Source organism: Pseudomonas marginalis, from assembly GCF_008692035.1.
GTDB lineage: Bacteria > Pseudomonadota > Gammaproteobacteria > Pseudomonadales > Pseudomonadaceae > Aquipseudomonas > Aquipseudomonas marginalis.
The window spans coordinates 1,850,830-1,871,931 of sequence record NZ_VTFG01000002.1 but is presented as its reverse complement, the minus strand read 5'-3'; the positions used below and the strand labels follow the sequence as shown (position 1 = coordinate 1,871,931).

At 63.8% G+C, this 21,102-nt stretch carries 24 protein-coding genes; 3 read left to right on the top strand and 21 right to left on the bottom strand.

All coding sequences use genetic code 11. The features are described from left to right. Positions 1 to 19: 19 nt before the first annotated feature. From FX984_RS28830 to FX984_RS28740, 19 genes are all read right to left on the bottom strand, one after another. A complete protein-coding gene (locus FX984_RS28830) occupies positions 20 to 1,246 on the bottom strand; it encodes a beta-ketoacyl-ACP synthase (RefSeq protein ID WP_027604993.1) in 1,227 nt (408 codons plus the stop codon). Next, a complete protein-coding gene (gene fabG / locus FX984_RS28825) occupies positions 1,246 to 1,974 on the bottom strand; it encodes a 3-oxoacyl-ACP reductase FabG (RefSeq protein WP_027604992.1) in 729 nt (242 codons plus the stop codon). The genes FX984_RS28830 and fabG overlap by 1 nt, the downstream gene beginning before the upstream one ends. Continuing rightward, positions 1,971 to 2,432, bottom strand: a complete 462-nt coding sequence (locus FX984_RS28820) for a hotdog family protein (RefSeq protein WP_027604991.1) — start codon at positions 2,430 to 2,432, stop codon at positions 1,971 to 1,973. The genes fabG and FX984_RS28820 overlap by 4 nt, the downstream gene beginning before the upstream one ends. Then, positions 2,429 to 3,595: a beta-ketoacyl-[acyl-carrier-protein] synthase family protein gene (locus FX984_RS28815; protein WP_098480507.1), complete on the bottom strand. Its 1,167-nt coding sequence runs from the start codon at positions 3,593 to 3,595 to the stop codon at positions 2,429 to 2,431. Before FX984_RS28815 ends, FX984_RS28820 begins: the two co-directional genes overlap by 4 nt. Then, a complete protein-coding gene (locus tag FX984_RS28810) occupies positions 3,592 to 4,074 on the bottom strand; it encodes a hypothetical protein (protein ID WP_146476833.1) in 483 nt (160 codons plus the stop codon). Before FX984_RS28810 ends, FX984_RS28815 begins: the two co-directional genes overlap by 4 nt. Continuing rightward, positions 4,071 to 4,805 (bottom strand): class I SAM-dependent methyltransferase, encoded by a 735-nt coding sequence (locus FX984_RS28805; protein WP_027604988.1) that lies wholly within the window; start codon positions 4,803 to 4,805, stop codon positions 4,071 to 4,073. The genes FX984_RS28810 and FX984_RS28805 overlap by 4 nt, the downstream gene beginning before the upstream one ends. Then, positions 4,802 to 6,049, bottom strand: a complete 1,248-nt coding sequence (locus FX984_RS28800) for an NAD(P)/FAD-dependent oxidoreductase (RefSeq protein ID WP_098480506.1) — start codon at positions 6,047 to 6,049, stop codon at positions 4,802 to 4,804. The genes FX984_RS28805 and FX984_RS28800 overlap by 4 nt, the downstream gene beginning before the upstream one ends. A gap of 33 nt (positions 6,050 to 6,082) precedes the next feature. Beyond that, the gene (locus tag FX984_RS28795) at positions 6,083 to 8,395 is read right to left on the bottom strand and encodes an MMPL family transporter (RefSeq protein ID WP_027604986.1); all 2,313 of its coding nucleotides are present in this window, start codon (positions 8,393 to 8,395) and stop codon (positions 6,083 to 6,085) included. Beyond that, positions 8,385 to 8,975, bottom strand: coding sequence for an outer membrane lipoprotein carrier protein LolA (locus FX984_RS28790; RefSeq protein ID WP_027604985.1), 591 nt, complete (start codon positions 8,973 to 8,975; stop codon positions 8,385 to 8,387). Before FX984_RS28790 ends, FX984_RS28795 begins: the two co-directional genes overlap by 11 nt. Beyond that, complete coding sequence (locus FX984_RS28785) at positions 8,972 to 9,397, bottom strand: acyl-CoA thioesterase (protein WP_027604984.1); 426 nt, start codon at positions 9,395 to 9,397, stop codon at positions 8,972 to 8,974. The genes FX984_RS28790 and FX984_RS28785 overlap by 4 nt, the downstream gene beginning before the upstream one ends. Then, positions 9,390 to 10,931 (bottom strand): HAL/PAL/TAL family ammonia-lyase, encoded by a 1,542-nt coding sequence (locus tag FX984_RS28780; protein WP_027604983.1) that lies wholly within the window; start codon positions 10,929 to 10,931, stop codon positions 9,390 to 9,392. Before FX984_RS28780 ends, FX984_RS28785 begins: the two co-directional genes overlap by 8 nt. Then, the gene (locus tag FX984_RS28775; RefSeq protein ID WP_146476834.1) at positions 10,915 to 11,850 is read right to left on the bottom strand and encodes a lysophospholipid acyltransferase family protein; all 936 of its coding nucleotides are present in this window, start codon (positions 11,848 to 11,850) and stop codon (positions 10,915 to 10,917) included. The genes FX984_RS28780 and FX984_RS28775 overlap by 17 nt, the downstream gene beginning before the upstream one ends. Beyond that, complete coding sequence (locus tag FX984_RS28770) at positions 11,847 to 12,581, bottom strand: glycosyltransferase family 2 protein (RefSeq protein ID WP_065925691.1); 735 nt, start codon at positions 12,579 to 12,581, stop codon at positions 11,847 to 11,849. Before FX984_RS28770 ends, FX984_RS28775 begins: the two co-directional genes overlap by 4 nt. Positions 12,582 to 12,802: 221 nt before the next feature. Then, complete coding sequence (locus FX984_RS28765; protein WP_146476835.1) at positions 12,803 to 14,473, bottom strand: acyl-CoA synthetase family protein; 1,671 nt, start codon at positions 14,471 to 14,473, stop codon at positions 12,803 to 12,805. Next, positions 14,470 to 15,015 carry a COG4648 family protein gene (locus FX984_RS28760; RefSeq protein ID WP_065925689.1) on the bottom strand — a complete coding sequence of 182 codons (546 nt, stop codon included), beginning with the start codon at positions 15,013 to 15,015 and terminating at the stop codon, positions 14,470 to 14,472. The genes FX984_RS28765 and FX984_RS28760 overlap by 4 nt, the downstream gene beginning before the upstream one ends. Beyond that, a complete protein-coding gene (locus tag FX984_RS28755; RefSeq protein ID WP_003187949.1) occupies positions 15,012 to 15,266 on the bottom strand; it encodes an acyl carrier protein in 255 nt (84 codons plus the stop codon). Before FX984_RS28755 ends, FX984_RS28760 begins: the two co-directional genes overlap by 4 nt. 9 nt (positions 15,267 to 15,275) lie before the next feature. Then, complete coding sequence (locus FX984_RS28750; RefSeq protein WP_027604978.1) at positions 15,276 to 15,545, bottom strand: phosphopantetheine-binding protein; 270 nt, start codon at positions 15,543 to 15,545, stop codon at positions 15,276 to 15,278. Beyond that, positions 15,523 to 16,335, bottom strand: coding sequence for a lysophospholipid acyltransferase family protein (locus FX984_RS28745; RefSeq protein ID WP_027604977.1), 813 nt, complete (start codon positions 16,333 to 16,335; stop codon positions 15,523 to 15,525). Before FX984_RS28745 ends, FX984_RS28750 begins: the two co-directional genes overlap by 23 nt. Then, on the bottom strand, positions 16,311 to 17,030 hold the full coding sequence (locus FX984_RS28740; protein ID WP_027604976.1) for a beta-ketoacyl synthase chain length factor: 720 nt from the start codon (positions 17,028 to 17,030) through the stop codon (positions 16,311 to 16,313). Before FX984_RS28740 ends, FX984_RS28745 begins: the two co-directional genes overlap by 25 nt. A 337-nt stretch (positions 17,031 to 17,367) precedes the next feature. Between FX984_RS28740 and FX984_RS28735 the strand changes: the two genes are divergently transcribed. Further along, positions 17,368 to 18,138: a ParA family protein gene (locus tag FX984_RS28735; protein WP_027604975.1), complete on the top strand. Its 771-nt coding sequence runs from the start codon at positions 17,368 to 17,370 to the stop codon at positions 18,136 to 18,138. Positions 18,139 to 18,215: 77 nt separating this feature from the next. On the opposite strand, the gene trxC is transcribed toward FX984_RS28735, so the two are convergent. After that, positions 18,216 to 18,650, bottom strand: a complete 435-nt coding sequence (gene trxC / locus FX984_RS28730; RefSeq protein WP_146476836.1) for a thioredoxin TrxC — start codon at positions 18,648 to 18,650, stop codon at positions 18,216 to 18,218. Between the two features lie 234 nt (positions 18,651 to 18,884). Here trxC and FX984_RS28725 point away from each other — a divergent pair, with 234 nt between their 5' ends. After that, the gene (locus FX984_RS28725) at positions 18,885 to 19,172 is read left to right on the top strand and encodes a type II toxin-antitoxin system HigB family toxin (protein WP_027604973.1); all 288 of its coding nucleotides are present in this window, start codon (positions 18,885 to 18,887) and stop codon (positions 19,170 to 19,172) included. A gap of 6 nt (positions 19,173 to 19,178) precedes the next feature. Next, on the top strand, positions 19,179 to 19,580 hold the full coding sequence (locus FX984_RS28720) for a helix-turn-helix domain-containing protein (protein WP_146476837.1): 402 nt from the start codon (positions 19,179 to 19,181) through the stop codon (positions 19,578 to 19,580). A gap of 18 nt (positions 19,581 to 19,598) precedes the next feature. On the opposite strand, the gene selO is transcribed toward FX984_RS28720, so the two are convergent. Then, a complete protein-coding gene (gene selO / locus FX984_RS28715) occupies positions 19,599 to 21,062 on the bottom strand; it encodes a protein adenylyltransferase SelO (protein WP_146476838.1) in 1,464 nt (487 codons plus the stop codon). Between the last annotated feature and the right edge of the window lie 40 nt (positions 21,063 to 21,102).

Genomic DNA, 21,102 nt, shown 5'->3' with positions numbered 1-21,102 from the left:
TCTCCAATCGATTAAAAAGTCAGGACCAGCGGCGGAAGATCAACGAAGTATTGACGCCGCCAAAGGCAAAGTTGTTGTTCATCACGTAGTCGTGGTGCATCTCGCGGAATTCACCCTGCAGGTAATCCAGCTCGCCGCATTGCGGGTCGACGGAGTCCAGGTTGAAGGTGTGCACGTATTGGTCGCGGTTCATCATCTCGATGCTGAACCACGATTCCAGCGCACCGCAGGCGCCCAAGGTGTGGCCGAGGAAGCTTTTCTGCGAGCTGATGGGCATGCGGCTGCCGAACAGGCTGCTGGTAGCCTGGGTCTCGGCGATATCGCCCTGGTCGGTGGCGGTGCCGTGGCCGTTGACGTAGCCGATGGCGGCCGGCTCCAGGCCCGCATCTTCCAGGGCCAGCTCCATGGCGCGGCGCATGGTTTTCTGTTCCGGGCGCGTGGTGTGCTGGCCGTCGGCATTGCTGCCGAAACCGACGATCTCGGCATGGATATGCGCGCCCCGCGCCAGTGCGTGTTCCAGCTCTTCGAGCACCAGCATGCCGCCGCCTTCGCCGATCACCAAGCCATCGCGGCCGCTGTCGTAGGGACGTGGACTGGTCTGCGGCGCATCGTTCTTCAGGCTGGTGGCATACAGCGCGTCGAACACCATGGCTTCGGTGGGGCACAGCTCCTCGGCGCCGCCGGCGAGCATCAACGGCAGGCGGCCGAACTTGATCGCTTCATAGGCATAGCCGATGCCCTGGCTGCCGCTGGTACACGCGCTGGACGTGGGGATCAGCCGCCCGGTGAGGCCAAAGAAGATGCTGATATTCGCCGCCGTGGTGTGGGGCATCATGCGCACGTAGGAGTTGGCATTGAGCCCCTCGGCCACCGAGTTCAGCAGCATATTGCCGAAGGCTTTGATCTCGTCGGTACTGCCGGTGGACGAGCCACAGGCCACGCCCATGCGCCCGTCCTTGATCGACTCGTCGCCGAGCAAGCCCGCGTCCTGCAACGCCTGTTCCGCCGCCCACACCGCCAGGCGCGAGACACGGCCCATGCTGCGCAGCTGCTTGCGCGTCCAATGGGCGGGCACGACGAAATCATCGACCGGCCCGGCCAGGCGCGTGTTCAATTCGGTAAAACGCTCCCACTCGTCCATGCGTCGGATGCCGCTGCGGTTGGCGCGGAAGTTGGCGGCGATGGTGTCCCAGTCGCTGCCCAGGGAGGTCACGCCGGCCATGCCGGTGACGACGACGCGTTTCATCAGCACAGGCCTCCATTCACGGCCAGGACCTGGCGCGTGATATAGCCGGCTTCGGCCGACATGAGGAAATTCACCGCACCGGCGACTTCTTCCGGGGTGCCCATGCGTTGCGCCGGGATCATCTTCATCAGTTCTTCCACCGGTACGTTTTCATCCAGCATGGCGGTGTCGATCAGGCCGGGGGCGACGCAGTTGACGGTGATCCTGCGCTTGCCCAGTTCGATGGCGAGGGCCTTGGCCGCACCGATCAGGCCGGCCTTGGAGGCGCTGTAGTTGACCTGGCCACGGTTGCCGATCAACCCGGAGACCGAGGTGATGCACACGATACGCCCGGCTGCGCGACGACGAATCATCGGCATCATCACCGGGTGCAGCACGTTGTAGAAACCATCCAGGTTGGTGCGCATCACCACGTCCCAATCGTCTTCCGACAGGGCCGGGAAGGCACCGTCGCGGGTCAGGCCGGCGTTGAGCACCACGCCGTAATAAGCACCGTGTTGCTCAACATCGGCTTCAAGGATCTGCTTGCACGCGGCGCGGTCCGCCACATCGAATTGCAGCACCCGCGCCTGGCGGCCCAAGGCCTCGATCTCGACCTGTACCGCGCAGGCTTCGGCGTGACCGCTGCGGCAATGCAGCACGATGTCATGCCCGGCCTGGGCCAGGCGCAGGGCAATGGCGCGGCCGATGCCACGGCTGGAGCCGGTGACCAGTACGGGTTCAGTCATGGCGTTTCGTCCTTCGATTCATCTAAATAGTTGGCCGCCTGGGGCGGTCGAAATACATTCAGGCGCGCACTGGCCTGGATACCGCTACCGGTGAGGTGGCATTCGAACACACCCATGCCGTTGTCGTCTTCCAGGGAACGCAGGCCGTGGATGTTCAACTCGGCGCCGGCCGGGAAGTGTTCCACGTTGCACTCGAACTTGCGTGTGCCGAGCAGGAAGCCCAGTTCCACCGCTTCACCCTTTTGACGGGCACGGCAGCCGGCGTAGGCGGCGACGCTCTGCGCCATCAACTCGACGCCGACCCAGGCCGGCAGGCTGCCGTCAGGGCGGTTGAACAGGCCGCCGGGCTTGACGGTGAGGCGGGTGTGAATCTGCTCTTCATCGAACGACAGCACCTGGTCGATCAGGATCATGTCGCCCGCGTGGGGCAGCAGTTCGGCGAGTGGCCAATCGGTCATGGGGCCTCTCCGATTATCAGGCTGACATTGTTGCCACCGAAGGCAAACGAGTTGCTCATCAGGCGGGGTTTTTCCAAGGTGTCCCCCGCCTGCGCCCATTGCAGGGCGGGCAGCGTGGGGTCGGCCTGGCCGTCCCACACATGGGGCGGCACCCGGCCGTGGGCCAGGCTCAGCCAGCAGAACGCGGCTTCCAGCGCGCCGGCCGCGCCCAGGGTGTGGCCGCTCATGGGTTTGGTCGACGAGCAGGCCACGCCGTCGGGGAACAGGCTGGCGACGGCCAGGCTTTCCATGGCGTCGTTGTGTTGGGTGGCGGTGCCGTGCAGGTTCAGGTAGCCGATCTGCCCGGGCTGCACTTTTGCGCTGGCCAGGGCCTTGCGCATCGCCTGCAACGCGCCTTTGCCGGCGGGTTCCGGCGCGGAAATATGGTGCGCATCGCAACTCGCACCGCTGCCGAGCAGGGCGATCGCCGCAGGCGTTTTAGTCATCAGGAACAGCACCGCCGCTTCGCCGATATTGATGCCGTTGCGGTTCAACGAAAACGGGTTGCAGCGTTCGTTGGACACCGCTTCCAACGCGTCGAACCCATTGAGGGTCAGCTTGCACAGGCTGTCGACGCCGCCGCAGAGCACCGCGTCGCACACTCCCAGGTCGAGCAGGCGTTGTGCGCTCATCAAGGCCCGGGCGCTGGAGGTGCAGGCGGTGGAAATCACATAGGCCGGGCCGCTCAGTTGCAGCCAGTCGGCGAGAAAATTCGCCGGGGCGCTGAGTTCCTGTTGCTGGTAGTCGTAGTCGCTGGGGAAGTGCTGATCGCGCAGGTACTGGGCGATACCGCGGCTGGCTTCGTCGATGCCCGAGGTGCTGGTGCCGAGCACCACCCCGACCCGCGAGGCGCCATAGCGGTGGATCGCCTGGCGAATCTCGCCCTCGATCTGCAGCGCCGCCTCCAGCAGCAGTTGGTTATTGCGGCTGCTTTGCTGGCCGAGTTCCACCGGGATGGTCACCAGCTCGCCGTGCACACTGCCTACCGGCAGCGTGCGCTCCGGCACCCAGCCGCTTTCGGCACGCATTCCCGAGCAGTCGCCGGCAAACAGGCTGCGACTGACGGCGGCCTGGCCACGGCCAAGGGCGCAAATCACGCCGAGGGCATTGAGGTAGGCGCTCATCGGGCGGCACCGAGTGGCGTGATGCGGTAGCTCAAGGGCTGGCCGCTCATGTTCACACTGAAGACTTCTGACGATTGGTAGACGATCTGCCAATGGCCCGGCAGGGTCCGCGTGAGGTCCATCGCCTGGGCGCCGGGGTAGAGCGCGCGTACGTCATCGGCCGAGGCCAAGGCAAACAACAGTGCGGCAAACAGCTCGCGCGCCTGGGGATTGGGCGGCAACAGACCGTCGGCCTGCCACTGGCCATCGATCAGTTTTTGCCGGGCCTGGGGAATGCCCAGGGGGTCCATCATCGACCAGCGGATTGCGCCGCCTTCGCGTTGGATCACCAGCAGCCAGTCCTGGCTCTGGCCGTCCGCCAGGCGCTGCACATGCAGCTGTAGCGGCAAGGCCAGGGCCGGGGTTTTTTCAGGCAGCGGCGCCTGGCTGGCGCAGGCGCTCAGCAGCAACAGGCAACCGATCAACAGGCTGCGCATCATGGTGTGGCGCTCGCCAGGGGTTTGCGCGCCACGCAGTTGACCAGGGTTTCCTCACGCTGGCCCACCGGCGGCGGGGTACGCAGGCCCCAGCGCTCCAGCAGGCCGAAGTCGCGGGAACGGCTCCACCACAGGTAGGGGTACGAAACGTTCTGCGGGCCGAACTCAAAGCCCTGCTCGCGGAGCATCTGCAGGTACTCTTCGGCGCTTTTCTGCACATGCATGGGATGGCGGAACAACCAGCGAATGACCCATGTGTCGATATAGGCTTCGGTGGATTCGGCAAACAGCAAGTAACCGCCCGGCTTGAGCACCCGGTAGAACTCCTTGAGTGCGCGATGCTGTTCAACCAGGTGATGGAAGGTCTGGTGGCAGAACAGGATGTCGACGCTGGCGTCCGGCACATCGAGGGTGGCGCAGTCGCTGCCGATCAATTCGATGGCCAGGCCCTGGCGCGCGGCTTCGGCCTTGCTCAGCTCCAGGCTGTGGGGGTCGGCATCCAGGCCGATCAGGCGCGCGGGGGCAAACACCTGTTGCAAGTACTGGAATGACTTGCCCTGGCCGCAACCGGCGTCCAGCAGCACCGGCGCCTCGGGCAACGGGTCGGTGAACAGGCTGCGCAGGTCGTTGATTGCCACGCGCAATACATGGTGCTGCCAGGTATGGCTGCGCAGGAACCAGAAGCCGAAGCGGGTTTCTTCGACGTAGTTTTTACTCAGGTATTGAGACGTCATACCGGTTCACTCGCGCAAATTTCCGACAACATCCGCAAACGTCGCTTGGGCTCGCTGACAAACGGGTTGCGTTCGTCCCACGCGTAACCTGCGAGGATCGAACTGATCATCCGGCGAATGTCCGGTGAGCTGCCGGGGTGGAAAATCACATCCTGGAAGGTGCCTGCATACCAGCCCTCGACGTAGCAGCGGAAGGTGTCGACACCGCGCTTGAGCGGCTCGGCAAACTCGGTTTGCCAGTCCACGGTCTCGCCTTTGAGCTGACGATGCAGCACGCCGGCGGCCATGCTCGCCGAGCGCATGGCGATGGTCACGCCGGAGGAGAACACCGGGTCGAGGAATTCCGCCGCATTGCCCAGCAGCGCAAAGCCGGGGCCGTGCAGGGTTTTGACGTTGGCCGAGTAGCCGCCGATGGTGCGCGCCGGTGTGTCCCATACGGCGTTGTCCAGCACGCCGGACAAGCTCGGGGTTTCGTCGATAAAACCGCGCAGGCAGGCGTCGAGGTCCGCATCGCGCGCGTCGAAATGCGCCTTGGCCGCGACCACACCCACCGAGCAGCGACCGTTGCTGAACGGGATGGTCCAGAACCAGATGTCGCGTTTCGTAGGGTGCGTGGTGACCAGGATCTTGGTGCGGTCGAAGCCTGGGTGTTCGATGCGGTCTTCAACGTGGGTGAACACCGCCTGGCGCAGCGGGAAATTCGACGGCGCCTCCAGGTCGAGCAGGCGCGGCAGCACGCGGCCGTAGCCGCTGGCATCGAGCACGAACTTGGCCTTGATGTGGTACTCGCTGCCGTTCTCGCGGCGCACATGCAGGTAGCGGCACTCACCGGAGAAATCCACGCCGACGATGGTTTCGCCGTAGCGGATGTCGACGCCTTGCTGGGCGGCCTGATCGGCCAGCAACTTGTCGAACTCGCCGCGCTGCACCTGGAAGGTAGTGGGCTTGCCGTTGCTGAAGGTGTCACCGAAATCGAACGCGCTGTAACGCTCGCCCCAGGCAAACGCGGCACCGGTTTTTACCTGGAATCCCGCCGCCTGCACGGCGTCGAGCATGCCGGCCTCTTCGATGAAATCGATGCAGTGCGACAGCAGGCTTTCTCCGATCGAGAAGCGCGGGAAATGCTGGCGCTCGATGATCAATACATCATGCCCTTTGCGTTTGAGCAGTGCGGCGGCAATCGCGCCGGATGGCCCGGCACCAATCACCACCACCTGGCGACGTTCCATTTCAACTATGGGCACGAGGGCTCCTTGCCGCTTTGGCGATAACTACATTCATGAGGCGTGTTTCCGTTGGCCGGCCCAGGGGGCCAGCATAAAGCTGAATGCCAGGCCCAGGCTGACCGACAGGCCGAAATTACTCACTGCCGGGGTACTGGACACCGCCAGCAGGCCGAACGACAACCAGGTCGTCAGCGCTGCCAGCAGCGTCCCTAAAAGGCTGACAGCGGGGCCGCCGATCTGTTCGCGCATCAAAATCGCATAGTCGACACTGATGGCCGTGACCAGCAGCAACCCGAACAGGCTGAACAGGGTCAGCGGCTGGCCCAGCCAACCCAGGCTGGCCAGGCTGCACAGTGCAGCCAGCAACGGCAGGGCGACGATGCGCAAGGCCCCGCCGAAACCGAACGGCAGGATCAGTAACAGCACGATCAGCACGCACGACATCAACTTCAATTCGGCGGCGCTGATCTGCGTGTCGGCGAATACACGGTTCAAATCCCCGAGACGATCCACCAACTGCACGCCGGGCAGGTCCACGGCCTGCACCCGCAGCAGCGCCGGGTTGTTCAAGCCCTGCAGGCTGACCATGGCCGCCACGCCGCCGTCCACCGGGCCCAGCCACAGCGTGCGCCAGGGTTCGGCCAAGGGGCCCACCAGCGCAGCGTCGATGTCTTCGGTGGGCAGCGCTTGCAGTTGCGCGACTTCGGCGTGCAGGGCGCCGGCGGGCACGCCGAGGTCCAGCAGCGGCTGCCAATGCTGTGGAAGTGTGCTCAGGGCATCGCGCAGTTGCTGCTGTTCGGCGGGCAGGCTGACCAGTTGGTTGAGAGCCAGGTAACCCTGGAGCTTGTCCATATTCACCAGTTGGTCCAGGCGTTGGCCCAGGGCGGCTTGCCGCTCCAGCAACTGCGGCTGGTTGTCGGCCCGTATCAGGAAAAACTGGCTGGTGGGCTGGAAACCGGTAATGCGCGCCACGGCCTGTGCCTCTTGCAGCAGTTGCGGCGGCGCACCGATCCACTGGCGAATATCGTTTTTGCTGTCCAGCTGCCAAAGGCCGCCGGCGCAGAACAGCAGCACCCACACCAGCAGCACCGGACTGGGCACACGCTTGAGCAAGGTGGCCCGCACCCGCCACAGGCATTCGGCGACGCGCAGCGGCCATTGGGCCGGGCGCAGTTCGACACCCTTGAGCAGTGCCGGCAGCAGGCACACCGCTGACAGGTAGGCGCCGACCAGGCCCGCGGCGGAGAACACCGCGATTTGCGTCAAGGCCGGGAAGGGCGTCCAGGCCAGCGCCAGGTAGCCGATGCAGCTGGTGGCCAGGCTCAGGCTCAGCCCTGGCAGCGTCAGGCGCAATGCCGGCCAACTGCGCCAGGGGTTCATGCTCCAGCTTTTCGACAGGTAGTGCAGCGGGTAATCCACCGCGACGCCGATCAGGCTGGAGCCGAGCACCAGGGTCATCACATGCATATGGCCGAACAGCGCCACGCAAGCGACGGCACCAAACAGCATGCCCACCAGCACCGGTACAAACGCCAGCAGCACTCGCCAGCGGCGGAACGCCAGCAACAGCAGCAGCAGAATGCCGACGGTGGCGCCGCCGCCGACCCAGGTGATTTCCCGCGTGGCCTGCTGCTGGCCATTGGCGGCGTAAAGCAAACCGCTGGCGGCGAGCAATTGCGCGCCGTGTTCGCCGGCCTGCGTGCGGCTGGCCTGGAGCAGATCCGCCACCTGCAGCGGCAGTTTCATGTCGAAGGCATTGCCGGTGGTGCGCGCCCGCAGCAGCACCCAGCTCTTGCCGTCGGCATCGGCGATCAAGGCGCCGCTGCCGATGTCCAGTTGCACCGAGCCGCGTTGCGGCTGGCTGTTCTGGATGCGCCCGGTCAGGCCCAGCCAGTCGTCCTGGCTCGGCACCAGGCTGAAGCCGGTGAAGGGGTCGAACAGCGACTGCACCCGTTGCTGGATGAACGCGTCCGGGTGGTCGATCAGTTGTTCGCGGTCCTTGGTCGAGAGCATCGCCAGCCGCCCGCGCAGCAACTGTTCACGCAGTGCCGGCAGGTCGGCTTGCAGGTTCCATTGGACCTTCTCGAACAAGCCGCTGGCCTGCCAGCGCTCGCCCAATTGCTGGGCCACGGCCACCGCTTGCTGGCGATCGGCGTGCCCCACCAACACCAGCATTTCGCGGTTGAGCGGCTCCTGCATGCGCTGTTCGGCTTGCAGTTCCAGGGCGTCCGGCGTACTGCCCGGCACCAGCTCCATCAGGTTGGCCGACAGCGGTGCACCATCGCGCCACTGCCAGCCGGCCAGGGCCAGCACGGCCACCAGCAGGATCAGGAACAGGCGGGGCAGCAGGCGCTCACTGGGCAAAATCGTGTTGCTCCGCGTCGCTCAATGGCTGGCCGGCGCTGCTGTCCTGCATGCGCAGCACAGTGCTGTCGCCTTGGGTTTCCAGCAGTTCGATCTTCTGCACCAGTTCACCGCCGTCGATATTGATCTGGGTGAATACCTGCTTGAGCAGCAGTGAACGCGGGATGAGCGTGAGCTTCCATTGCCGGGCTTCGCCTTGCAGTTGCAGCTCGAAGTCGCGCTGCAAGCCGCTGCTGTCGCCCTGGAGCACGGCGAGGAACAGACGGTTCTGTTCGGCGCCGGCGCTCTTGTTCGGCAGCAGTTGCCAGCCGTTGGCGTCACGCCGGGCAATGCCTTGGGCGCTGATGCGGTAGTCCTGTTGCAGCGGGGTTTTCAGCAGCCACAGCAGGCCGTGGTCCTTGGCCAGGACGAAGGTGCCCTTGCTGACCAACGGCTGCGGCAGCGCACGCAGGTGTTTTTCCTGGATAAAGCTGCCGTGGATCACAGAGGGTTTGGCCAACTGGTCGCTGAGTTGTTGCAGGTCGAAGGCCTGGGCTTGAAGCGACAGCAGCAACGCGCCGAGGAAGGTGATCAGTTTCATGACAAGGCCCTGTCGACGGCGTCGGTGAATACTTTGGGGGACGCCAGCTGCATCTCGCGAGTGGCGATGTCCACCGCCACCTGCACAGTGCTGGCGCGGGTCAGGCGCTCGCCGCTGGCCAGGTCGGTGATCAGGTAATTGACCTTCAAGCGGTTCTCCCACTCCACCAGGCTGGCGCGCACGTTGATCGTCTGGCCGAACACCGCACCGCGCACATAGCGCAGTTGCATGTCGATCACCGGCCAGGCGTAGCCGGCTTCGAGCATCGCCGTGTAGTTATGGCCGATCTTGTCCAGCAGCGCGCAGCGTGCGACTTCCAGGTACTTCACGTAATGCCCGTGCCAGACGACGTGCATGGTGTCGACGTCAAAAAACGGCACCAGGATTTCGGTGTCGCTGTGCAATACGCCAGGGCTACGCATGCAGCCTCCAGTGTTGCTCGGCGATGCGTTGCAGGCACAGGCGCAGTTCGCCTTCGAGAGCACGGTCTTCGATGACCGGCGGGAAGTCCTGGGCCAGCTCTGCATGCATGGCCGCCAGCGCCGGCGGCAACGGGCGTGCGTCGTCGGCCTGGGCGCGCAGCCACACACCCTGGTTGGCGGCGAGCAGGGTGGCGGCGGCGACCTGTTCGGTCAGCTCCAGCACGCGGATCGCATCGCGGGCGGCGATGGTGCCCATGCTCACCTTGTCCTGGTTGTGGCACTCGGTGGAGCGCGAGAACACGCTGGCCGGCATGGTGTTTTTCAGTGCTTCGGCGGTCCAGGCGCTGGTGCCGATCTGCACCGCCTTGAAACCGTGGTTGATCATCGCGCGGTCCGCCGGTGCGCCGGACAGGTTGCTCGGCAGGCCGTGGTTGTAGCGCACGTCCACCAGCAGGGCGAGCTGGCGGTCAAGCAGGTCGGCGACGTTGGCCACCAGGGTCTTGAGGCTGTCCATGGCAAAGGCGATATGCCCGCCGTAGAAGTGCCCGCCATGCAGCACGCGTTCTTCTTCGGCGTCGATGATCGGGTTGTCGTTGGCGCTGTTCAGCTCGATCTCGATAAACGAACGCAGCCAGTTCAGGCTGTCGGCCAGCACGCCGAGGACGTGGGGCGCGCAGCGCAGCGAGTAGCGATCCTGCAGGCGATGCAGCGGCGCGGTCGGCGCGTCGATCGCCAGATCCTCGCGTAGCCAGGCGGCGACTTGCATCTGCCCCGGATGTGGCTTGGCGGCGAACAGGCGCTCGTCGAAGTGTTCCGGGTTGCCTTGCAGCGCCACCACGTTCAGCGCGGTGATACGGGTGGCCAGTTGCAGCAGGTAATCGGCGCGGGCGAAGGCCAGGCAAGCGATGCCGGTCATCACCGCGGTGCCGTTCATCAGTGCCAGGGCTTCCTTGGGGCGCAGTACCAGCGGCTCCCAGCCGAGTTCGCGATGCACGTCGGCTGCCTGGCGACGCTCGCCACGGAACAGCACTTCACGCTCGCCGGACAGGGTCGCGGCCACGTAGGACAGCGGGGTCAGGTCACCGCTGGCGCCCACCGAGCCTTCTTCCGGGATCAGCGGCAGCACGTCGTGTTCGAGGAACCCATGCAGGCGCTCCAGCAGTTCCACGCGCACCCCGGAGACACCGTGGCACAGCGACTGCAAGCGCGCCGCCAGCACCGCACGGGTGGCCTGGGCGTCGAGCAACTTGCCCAGGCCGCAACCGTGGAAGGTGTACAGGTGACGGGGCAGGGCCTCCACGTGTTGCAACGGCACCGCGACCACGCAGGAGTCACCGTAGCCGGTGGTCACGCCGTAGATCACGCCTTCCTTGTCCAGCAGCGAGTCGAGGAACTGTGCGCCCTTGGCGATGCGCTGGCGATACGCGGCATCGCCTTGCAGCTGGGTAGGCACCTGACGGTTGGCCAGGGCCAGCACGTCTTCGATGCGCAGGGGGCGTTCGCCAAAGGTTACCGGCTCAAGATGCGTCGTCATCGGTCTTCCAGAAAGGGTAAAAGTTGAACCATTGTTGGGGCGCTTCCAGGCAGAACTGGCCCAGGCGTGCGGCGTAGCGCGCGGTCCACAGGGCGATGACCTGCTCGCGGGTGCTGCGTTTCCATTCGATCAATTGCGCGAAGGGCTCGATGGTCAGGCGATAGCGGCCCTGGTGTTTCAGGCACATCAGCAGGTTGACCGGGCACTTCAGCAGGCCCGCCAGCAGCCACGGGCCTTGGGGGAACGCGGCGTCATGGCCGAGGAAATCCACGCGCACCGTGCGCCCGCCATGCAAGGGCACGCGGTCGCCGGCAATCGCCAGCCACTCGCCGTCGTCCAGGCGCTGGCTGAGCAGCAGCATGGTGGCCGGGTCCAGCTCGCTGACCTGGATCAGGCGCAAGTGGGTGGCACCGGCTTCGCCCAGCAGGCGGTTGAAGCGTTCGGCGTGCTTGGTGTGCACCAGCACGTTCATGGTGACCTGTTCGCCGATTTCCGCCAGCGCGCGGCACACTTCGAGGTTGCCCAGGTGGGCGCCCACCAGCATCTGTCCGCGCCCGGCGCGCAGTTGCCCGCGCAGTTTCGCCGGGTCGTTGATCTCGATCTGTTCCAGGCGCAGCTTGCCGTTCCACACGTCGAGTTTGTCGAGCAGGGCATCGGCGAAGGCCATGAACTGGGCAAAGACTCTGCGCTGGCTGGGGCGCAGTTCATCGCGCCCGCTCCAGTCGGCCAGGCGCTGCTGGTATTGCCAGGCGCTCTGGCGCGCGGTGCGGCCGAACAGGAAGAAGTACAGCACGATGCCGTACAGCACCGGGCTCAGCAGGCGGCGGCCGAGGACCTTGGCGGCGAGGGCGGTGAATTTCATCAGCCAGTAGCTGCCGCGTTCTTCGCGGTCGGCCCAGTGCTTGGTGCTGTCGCTCATGCCTGCCACCGTCGCCACAGGATCAGCGGCGCACGCACCAACATGCCGAAGAACAGGCGGGTGTGCATGGCACTGATGCGTACGTTGTCGCGGAACAGGCGGAAGTGCGACAGGCCGTCGGCGGGGTAATGCACCTGGGTCGGCAGCCAGCGCATCGGCTGGTTGCGCCAGGCAAGGCGCACCAGGATGTCGGAGTCGAAGTCCATGTGCGTGCCGATATAGGCCGAGTCCATCAGCGCCAGCACCGGTGCCAGCGGGTACACGCGAAAGCCGCACATCGAGTCGCGGATCTGCAGTGACAGGGTGTTGATCCACACCCACACATGGGTCAGGTAACGCGCATACAAACGGCCCTTGGGCACGCTTTCGTCGTATTCGGGGTAGCCGCAGATGATTGCGTTGGGCTGCCTGCGGGACGCGTCGATAAACGTTTCGACTTCACGCAGGTCGTGCTGGCCGTCGGCATCGACCTGCAAGGCGTGGCTGAAGCCCAGGCGCGCCGCTTCGCGAAAGCCCGCCATCACTGCGCCGCCCTTGCCCTGATTGGTCGGCAGGGTCAGCAGGGTGACATTGTCCAGCCGCGCCAGTTGCGCCAGCACCGCTGCGCAGGCCGGGCTGCTGCCATCGTCCACCAACAGGCACGGCAGGCCACTGTTCAACAGGCTGTGGACCACGGCGGGCACGGCGGCTTCGTGGTTGTAGACCGGGATCAGGGCGCAGGGGTTATGCATGGTATCCCTCAGCGTCTGGTAAATAACCTGTGGCGAGCGGGCTTGTTGTAGTGAACCGGCTTGTCGTGGCGAGCGGGCTTGTTGTGGTGAGCGGGCTTGCCCCGCGTTGGGCCGCGGAGCGGCCCCAGTAAGGTAACCGAGACGTGTCAGACAGACCTCCGGCGCAGGTTTTGGGGCCGCTACGCAGCCCAACGCGGGGCAAGCCCGCTCGCCACAAAAGCTTATGCATGGGCCGCTTCCAATTGGATGCGGCCGCTGGAGCAGGCGGCGACGCCGTTGCGGTAGGCGAAATACAACTTGCCGCGTTCCTGGTCAAAGCGCAGGTGCAGTTCGATACGGTCGCCGGGGCGCACCAGTTGCTGGAACTTGAGCACTTCCATGCCGGCAAAGGTGGCGGGCAGATCGAGCAGTTGTTGGCCGAGGTTGAACGCCCACTCCACCTGGACCACGCCGGGCAATACCGGAGTGACCGGGAAGTGGCCGCTGAAATAGGCCAGGTCTGGCGGCACGCTCAGTTGCAAGGTCCATTCGCCATCGACTTCGACTTGCTCCATCACTTCCGGCGCCTTGGGCCGGGGCGCCAGCAGCAGCGCGGCCACATCGGCCTGGGGCAGTTTGCCCTGGGCATTCAGCGGCAGCTGGCGCAGCAGCCGCCAGCGACGTGGCAGCGCCAGGGCTTCGCAATGCTGGCTCAAATGCTGGCGCAGGGTCTGGGTGACAGTCCGTCGGCCCTGGTTGCGCAAGGCGTGCAGGCCGTCGGCACTCAGCACCACCAGCGCGCCGAGGGAGGCGCGGTTTTCCTGCACCACCCCCAGGCGCGTTTCGGCGACCCACGGGTGGGCCATCAGCGCCTGCTCAAGCATGGGCAGGGAGATGCGTTTTTCTTCCAGCTTGACGATACGGTCCAGGCGCCCGAGCAGCTCGAAGCGACCATCGGCATGGATGCGCGCCGCGTCAGCGGTTTGTTCTATGTGCCCGACGGGCAAGTATGGCGAGGCGATGCGCAGGGCACCGTCGGCGTCCTGGCTCAGGTGTACATCGGCGAACGGCTGCCAGGGTTGCGCACCCTGGCGCCAGGCGATACCGCCGGTTTCCGAGCTGCCGAGGATCTCGGTCGGCCATTGCTGCAAGCGCTCGTATAGACTGCCGGCCGCCTCGATGGGCAGGGCGCCGCCCGACGAGAACACCCGCGATACCTGGCTCAGCGCCGGCCAATCGAGGTTGTCACCCATGCGCTTGAGCAGCGCCGGGCTGGCGACCCAGGCGAATTGCGGGTGTTCGCGGCTGGCGCGTTGCATGTCTTCCGGAAACGCCAGCTGGCGGCGCACAAAGCTGCGACCGGCGCACAGCGGCCACAGCACACGGAACAGCAAACCGTAGATGTGCTGGGTGGCGACACTGCCGATGATGCAGGCGTCCTTCAGGTCGGCGCCCCACAGGGCTTCCAGGGCCTGGACTTCATTGGCCAACTGGCGCAGGGTCTTGTCGATACGCTTGGGTTCGCCGCTGGAGCCGGAGGTGCACAGGCTCAGTTGGCAGGTGTCCAGGTCGAGGGCGGCCGGGCTCAACGGTGCTTGATACAGCGCGTCCAGGTCTGCCGCTTCAGTCAGCCAGGCGTCGACAACCGCGTCCCAGCGTTGGCGGGTCTGGGGTTGCAGATCGGCGGGCAGCAGTACGCTGGCCCCGGCGCGCCAGGCGCCCAGCAGTGCAATCGCCAGCAGGCCGGCGTCTTCCAGGTGCAGGGCCAGGCGCTGTATACCACGGGCTTGCAACCCGGCGGCCAGGCTCAGGGAGTGCTCCCAGAGCTGGGCGTGATTCATCGCAGGTTCGGTGGTCACCAAACGCTGTTCCAGCGGCTCGAGCAACAGGTGCTCAAGATTCAACCCATTCATACGCGGCCTCGAACCCTTTGTCGTACCAGCCATTCCACGGCAAACAACAGCCCCATCAGCCCGTAGGCAATCAAGCCGTTGTACAACGTCCACCAGCTCAACGGCGCCCATAGGGTGAGGGCGGCGGCGAGCAGGCCATTACACAGAAAAAACACGCACCACACCACGGTGACCTGGCGCGTATACACGATCGCGTGCGGCGGCAGCACCGGGTCGGTCATGCGCGCCAGACGCTCCACCATCGGCGGGCCGTATTTCAGGCTCAGGCCGAACAGCGCCAACATGAACGCACTGACCAGGCTCGGGTACCAGCGCAACAGGTGCGGGTTGTCGAACCAGGCCAGGGCCAGGCAAAACACGATCACCGCCAACGCCATCCAGCGGCTGCCGGGGCGCGCCGCACCCGTGACCGCGCGCAGCAGCCACAGGCTGCCCAGCAGCAGGCCGAATTGCCAGGGCGCAAAGTGCTCGGTGCCGTAATACACCGCAAACGGGTACAACAGCCCCGCCAATAACAGGCCAAGGCCGATCAGCCGGCTCATGCGGCAGGCTGGACCAGACGGTACACCGCCTCAACCACGTCGTTGACGGTGCGCACGGCCTTGAACTCTTCGGCGGCGATCTTCTTGCCGGTCTGGCGCTTGATATGGTCGATCAGGTCCACGGCATCGATGCTGTCGATCTCCAGGTCCTGATACAGGTTGGCGTCGAGGGTGACGCGCTCCGGGGGCAGTTCAAACAGTTCCACCAAGGCATCGCGCAGGGTGTTGAAAATATCGTCACGAGTTTGCATGGTCCGGTCTCAAGCTGCCTGTCTGGCCGTGACGAACGCCGCAAGGCTGGCCACGTTGGTGAAGTGATTGCGGGTGTCCTTGGCGTCGGCATCGATCTTGATGCCGTACGTTTTCTGGATCGCCAGGCCCAATTCCAGGGCGTCTACCGAATCCAGGCCCAGGCCTTCGCCGAACAGGGTTTGGTCGCTGCCGATGTCGTCGGCGCTTATGTCTTCCAGGCCCAGGGCCTCGATGATCAACAGCTTTATATCGTGCTCAAGGCGGTGTTGGTCGCTCATCTTCGGCGAGCTCCTTAATGAAATAATGGTGCAGGTAATCGTTGAGCTTGCGTGAGGCCTGGGGCGCGGGCCCCAGTGTTGCGAACGCCTGTGGTTCTATATCGGCCCCCACGCGCAAACTGAAGTGAAAACGGCATTTAGGGATGCGATACCAGGGTTCTGCCTTGGTCAGAGTGGTGGGGCTGACCTTGATCACTACCGGGGTGATGATTGTCGCACCGCGCAGGGCAATGGCGGCGGCCCCGCGATGAAAGGCGGGCGCCACGCCGGGGGTGGTGCGGGTGCCTTCGGGAAAGATGATCAGCGTCTGGCCGTTGCGCAGGGCGTCAGCGGCGGCGTCGAGCATGTCTGCGCTGCCGTCGTTGCTTATGTAACCCGCGTCGCGCACCGGGCCACGGGTGAACGGGTTTTGAAACAGGCTCTGCTTGATCACGCAATTGGTCTGGCGCATCAGGCCGATCAGGAACACCACGTCGATCAGCGAAGGGTGGTTGGCGATGATCATCTGGCCCGGCTGGCCGAGCCTTTCGGCGCCTTCGACGCTGTAGGTCAGCACGCCGGCGCGTTGCATCAGGCGGATAAAGAACCAGAACAGCTTGCTGATGGTATGGCGGGCGCGGCGCTGGTGCCTTTCTACGTTGCCCGGCAGGCAGCTGAGCAGGGGAAAGACCAGCAAACGCAGGCACAACCCGCCGACGCCGAACACGAAGAAGCTCGCGGCAGTGGCGAACAGGCGCCAGTAGTAGGCATCCCGTGGCTTATCGTTCACGACTTGCGTTGCCAGTTCCATACACGGTTCTTCCAGGCATGTTGGCAGGCGCCCTGTTCGGTAAGCAGGGTGCGCAGCAGGTTCAGGGCGTGGGGCCACTGGGTTTGAGTGGGTTGGACAGTGCCGGCGCTGAGTTCCAGTTGCCACTCGTCGCCTGGTGTCAGCAGCAGGCCGAGGGCGTAGGGAAACGGCACGTCAACGATCCAACTGGCGTAGGCCTCGGGCGGCTGTTCTTCGGTGATGACCAGCAATACCGCCGGAGCGCCTTCGTTGAGCAGGGCCGCGGCTTCGAGCATGCCGTGCTCCAGGCCATCGCCGGCGGCGGCGAGGGCTGTCATTTCGCTGGTTTCATTGCGCAGGATCGACCACAGGCCAATCACCGCGTTGTGCACCGACAGGCTGAATTGGGTCGGCGACAGCGGCTGGTCGTTGGCCAGGTCGCTGAGGATGTCGAGGGTGCGCGGGGTTTCGCCATGCCGGGAAACAAACACCAGCGGCAGGTCTTGCAGGCCGTCGGCCAGCGGCCAGCCTACGCTGAACGCCATGCGCGCCAGGCGGCTCAGGCGGCGGCGCTGCATGGCCGGCAGGAACGACACGTCGGGCGAGGCATCGCTGGCAGGCAGCAACACCGGGGCCTGGCACCAGGCGTGCCAGTCGTCCGCGCTTTCCAGGCCGGGGGCCCAGGCGCGCCATTGGGCGATGTTGAAGTTGATCACTGAGAAGTTATCCCGCCCCTGCGGGCTTCCATGTGCGGCTTTTGGCCCCGAATACCGGGACAAGGAGCAATCGCCGAGTGGCGCGCATTATCCCGGTGCTGCGGGGTTCTAGCAAACTTTGGTAAAGAATTGTGCAAGGCCGATTACAAATAAGTCGGGAAGGTTTACAGATTGTCCTTCAACGAGGGGCAACTTGGATCGTCGGACACTTCCTTTTCATTTGTACGCGACATATGACAGACCCGATGCAATGCAGCAATGCATCGATGAACGAGGTAGCTAACAGGCGCTTTTGCCCTCTACACTCGGACATTCATTGATACACGGAGGTTTTTCCATGCGGCGCGTGGTGTTCAATCAAAAAGGCGGTGTTGGCAAGTCGAGCATCGCCTGCAACCTGGCGGCGGTCAGCGCCAGCGAAGGCTATCGAACCCTGTTGGTGGACCTCGATGCACAGGCCAATTCAACCCAATACCTGACGGGGCTGACTGGCGACGACATCCCCATGGGGATCGCGGACTTTTTCAAGCAAACCCTGTCTTCCGGGCCGTTTTCGAAGAAGAACAAGGTCGATATCTACGAAACCCCCTTCGATAACCTGCACGTCATTACCGCCACCGCCGAACTCGCGGACCTGCAGCCCAAGCTTGAGGCCAAGCACAAGATCAACAAGCTGCGAAAGCTGCTCGATGAGCTGGGCGAAGATTACGACCGGATCTACCTGGATACCCCGCCAGCCCTGAACTTTTATGCGGTTTCTGCGCTGATTGCCGCTGATCGTGTATTGATCCCCTTCGATTGCGACAGCTTCTCGCGCCAGGCCCTGTATGGCCTGCTGGCTGAAATCGAAGAATTGAAGGAAGACCACAACGAAGGCCTCGAAGTGGAAGGCATCGTGGTCAACCAGTTCCAGGCGCGGGCGAGCCTGCCGCAGCAAATGCTCGATGAGTTGATTGCCGAGGGCTTGCCGGTGTTGCCGGTGTACCTGGCCAGCTCGGTGCGCATGCGCGAGTCGCACCAGGAGAACAAGCCGCTGATCCACCTGGATCCACGGCACAAGCTCACACTGCAATTTGTGGAGCTGCATAACCTGCTGGAAAACGCCTGATTTTGCTGGCGACACAAAACCTCTGTGGGAGGGGACAAGCCCCTCCCACACTGTCCAGCATTGTTCTCCAGGTCCGATTACACCCCCTGGCTACGCAACCAGCTCATCAGCTGCGGCAACGGAAACGCTCCGCTCTGGCGCGCCACTTCGCGGCCGCTCTTGAACAGAATCAGACTGGGGATCGAACGAATCCCCAATTGTGCCGACAGCTGCTGATTGGCCTCGCTGTCCAGCTTGGCCAGCCTGCACTTGCCTTCCAGCTCCCCGGCCGCCTGTTCAAACACCGGCGCGAACGACTTGCACGGCCCGCACCAATTGGCCCACACATCCACCAGCAGCGGCAGGTCGCCCTTGATCTGACTGGCGTAGTCACCTTGTTTCAGCTCGAAAGGCTTGCCCAGTAGAACCGGTTGCTTGCAGCGCCCGCACTTGGGCGTATCACCCAGGCGTTCTGCGGGGATGCGGTTGAGGCCGTTGCAATGGGGGCAGGGGATAACGAGAGGTTCGGACATGGTGGGCTCCGTGGATGTGGCCAATGCTCCTATCTGGAGTCAGGCATCAGCTTTATCAAGCTCGGGGGTGGCGACGCATGTGCTAACAGATTCGCAAATGTCGATTGGCGCATGCCTATCTAGGCTGGAAGTGCTTGTTCGAAATAGCACCATTGGTCCGTTCGGTGCCATAGCAAATTGCGATAGTCGGCGTTCGGGTTTAACCTTCATAGCAATATGCGATAGGGATGTTGCATGCGTGTAATCAGTGCGAAACAAATCAGAAGTGCCAAGTTGAAGTGGCCTCATTCAGCCACTGCTTTGGATGAGTGGTATCGGAAAGTCAAAGTCCTCAATCCCGAAGACTTCGCGGCGTTGAAATTGATTTTTCCTGCAGTGGATAAGGTGGGGGCATTACACGTCTTCAACATCGGTGGTAACAAGCTACGGCTCATTGCGATTGTGCGCTACCGAATGCAGCGGCTTTATATTCGGCATGTGCTGGACCATCGGGAATACGACAAGGGTAAATGGAAGGAGTGATTGAAAATGAGTGTATTGATCGAGCAGGTCGCCGAGCACTGGCAATTCGTATCACCGCTGCTGCGCAAGCCCAAAACCGAGGCTGACTACGATATGTTGGTGGAGGCGCTCGACGAATTACTGGATATCGTCGGGGATGACGAAGCCCATCCGTTGATGGGCGTTGTCGATATCATCGGTGACTGGGTCGAGGCTTATGACCTGGAGCATTGGCTGATGCCCGAGGCGAGCGGTGTCGACGTACTGCGATCAATGATGCAGGAGCATGGCCTGACTCAGAGTGATTTGCCGGGTGTTGGCGCTCAATCGGTGGTCTCGGAAATCCTCAGTGGAAAACGCCAGCTGAACGTGCGACAGATTCGTTGGCTGGCGGATTTTTTCAAGGTGCCGGTCGACCTGTTCATCTAACCGTGGGCATGGCACGTATCACGACGAACAACTGATCTCCAAATGCTTGCCCCAATCCGGCGGTCGTTGCGCGTACTGTTCCATCCCCGCTTGCTCCTCGAACGGCTTGGAAAGCACCTCATGCAGTCGCTGCACTTCGCTGTAGTCGCCTGATTCGGCGGCGGCGATAGCGTTCTGTGCGAGGTAGTTGCGCAGGATGTACAGCGGGTTCACTGCATGCATCCGCTCACGGCGCTGCTCTTCGCTGTAATCCCCATCCCGCGCAACACGGGCCGTGTACAGCTCGGCCCAGGCATCGAACCCGGCGAGGTCGACAAAGTCATCGCGCAGCTTCGCCACCGCCATCGCTGCCGATTCATCCCCAAGTCGCCGGAAGAACAGCGTGTAATCCACGCCGCTGTTCTGCATCAGCTTCAGCAACCGCTCCACCAGCTTCTGGTCGTCGTCTTCGGCAGTGGACAGCCCCAGTCGGCGGCGCATCAGGTCCAGGTAGTGAGCCTGGTACAGCGGCAGGTACAGGCTAAGGGCTTCTTTCAAGGCATCGACGCTGATAAATGGCGTGAGCGCCTGGGCCAGCGCGCTGAGGTTCCACTGGCCGATGGGCACCTGGTTGCTGAAGGAGTAACGTCCTTCATGGTCCGAGTGATTGCAGATGAAGTGCGCGTCAAAGTCGTCGAGAAACGCAAACGGCCCGAAGTCGAAGGTGATGCCGAGGATCGACATGTTGTCGGTGTTCATCACGCCGTGGCAGAAACCATAGGCCTGCCATTTGGCGATCATCTCGGCATTGCGCTCGACGATTTCACGGAACATCGCCAGGTAGGGCTCGGGCTGTTCGCGGCACTCGGGGTAATGCAGGTTCAACACGTGTTCGGCCAGCTCGGCCTGCTGTTCGGGCTTTTTGGTGTAGTAGAAATATTCGAAATGACCAAAACGGATATGGCTGGGCGCCAGGCGCAGCACCATCGCCCCACGTTCCTGCTTCTCACGCCAGACCGGGGTGCTGGAGCCGATCACGCACAACGCACGGCTGCTGGGGATGCCCAGTGCATGCAGCGCTTCGGAGGCCAGGAACTCCCGAATCGACGAGCGCAGCACCGCGCGGCCATCGCCCATGCGCGAGTAGGGCGTCATCCCGGCACCCTTGAGGTGCAGGTCCCAATGCTCGCCGGCCTCGTTGTATACCTCGCCCAGCAGCAATCCCCGACCATCGCCCAGCTGCGGGGTGTAGCCGCCGAACTGGTGCCCGGAGTAGACCATTGCCCGCGGCTCGGCTTCGGCCCACAGCTTATGGCCGCTGAACAGCTCGGCGAACACCGGCGTTTGCGCCACGGCAGGGTCGAGGTCGAGCAGGGCCATGGCGGCATTGCTTGCCACCACCAGGCGCGGTTCGTCGAGGGGCTCGGGCAATACGTGGGTTGAGAACGCGTCGCCCAGGCGTGCGAAGCGGTTGTCGAAGGTCAGTTCGTCGAGGGCTTTCACCGGCCATCTCCAGCAGAATGTCCGAGCATTCTGCTGGGGA

Bases quoted from the DNA above. Each gene is read 5' to 3' on its own strand.
- FX984_RS28830 (WP_027604993.1), bottom strand. From the start codon at position 1,246: ATGAAACGCGTCGTCGTCACCGGCATGGCCGGCGTGACCTCCCTGGGC.
- fabG (WP_027604992.1), bottom strand. From the start codon at position 1,974: ATGACTGAACCCGTACTGGTCACCGGCTCCAGCCGTGGCATCGGCCGC.
- FX984_RS28820 (WP_027604991.1), bottom strand. From the start codon at position 2,432: ATGACCGATTGGCCACTCGCCGAACTGCTGCCCCACGCGGGCGACATG.
- FX984_RS28815 (WP_098480507.1), bottom strand. From the start codon at position 3,595: ATGAGCGCCTACCTCAATGCCCTCGGCGTGATTTGCGCCCTTGGCCGT.
- FX984_RS28810 (WP_146476833.1), bottom strand. From the start codon at position 4,074: ATGATGCGCAGCCTGTTGATCGGTTGCCTGTTGCTGCTGAGCGCCTGC.
- FX984_RS28805 (WP_027604988.1), bottom strand. From the start codon at position 4,805: ATGACGTCTCAATACCTGAGTAAAAACTACGTCGAAGAAACCCGCTTC.
- FX984_RS28790 (WP_027604985.1), bottom strand. From the start codon at position 8,975: ATGAAACTGATCACCTTCCTCGGCGCGTTGCTGCTGTCGCTTCAAGCC.
- FX984_RS28785 (WP_027604984.1), bottom strand. From the start codon at position 9,397: ATGCGTAGCCCTGGCGTATTGCACAGCGACACCGAAATCCTGGTGCCG.
- FX984_RS28780 (WP_027604983.1), bottom strand. From the start codon at position 10,931: ATGACGACGCATCTTGAGCCGGTAACCTTTGGCGAACGCCCCCTGCGC.
- FX984_RS28775 (WP_146476834.1), bottom strand. From the start codon at position 11,850: ATGAGCGACAGCACCAAGCACTGGGCCGACCGCGAAGAACGCGGCAGC.
- FX984_RS28770 (WP_065925691.1), bottom strand. From the start codon at position 12,581: ATGCATAACCCCTGCGCCCTGATCCCGGTCTACAACCACGAAGCCGCC.
- FX984_RS28765 (WP_146476835.1), bottom strand. From the start codon at position 14,473: ATGAATGGGTTGAATCTTGAGCACCTGTTGCTCGAGCCGCTGGAACAG.
- FX984_RS28760 (WP_065925689.1), bottom strand. From the start codon at position 15,015: ATGAGCCGGCTGATCGGCCTTGGCCTGTTATTGGCGGGGCTGTTGTAC.
- FX984_RS28755 (WP_003187949.1), bottom strand. From the start codon at position 15,266: ATGCAAACTCGTGACGATATTTTCAACACCCTGCGCGATGCCTTGGTG.
- FX984_RS28750 (WP_027604978.1), bottom strand. From the start codon at position 15,545: ATGAGCGACCAACACCGCCTTGAGCACGATATAAAGCTGTTGATCATC.
- FX984_RS28745 (WP_027604977.1), bottom strand. From the start codon at position 16,335: ATGGAACTGGCAACGCAAGTCGTGAACGATAAGCCACGGGATGCCTAC.
- FX984_RS28735 (WP_027604975.1), top strand. From the start codon at position 17,368: ATGCGGCGCGTGGTGTTCAATCAAAAAGGCGGTGTTGGCAAGTCGAGC.
- trxC (WP_146476836.1), bottom strand. From the start codon at position 18,650: ATGTCCGAACCTCTCGTTATCCCCTGCCCCCATTGCAACGGCCTCAAC.
- FX984_RS28725 (WP_027604973.1), top strand. From the start codon at position 18,885: ATGCGTGTAATCAGTGCGAAACAAATCAGAAGTGCCAAGTTGAAGTGG.
- FX984_RS28720 (WP_146476837.1), top strand. From the start codon at position 19,179: ATGAGTGTATTGATCGAGCAGGTCGCCGAGCACTGGCAATTCGTATCA.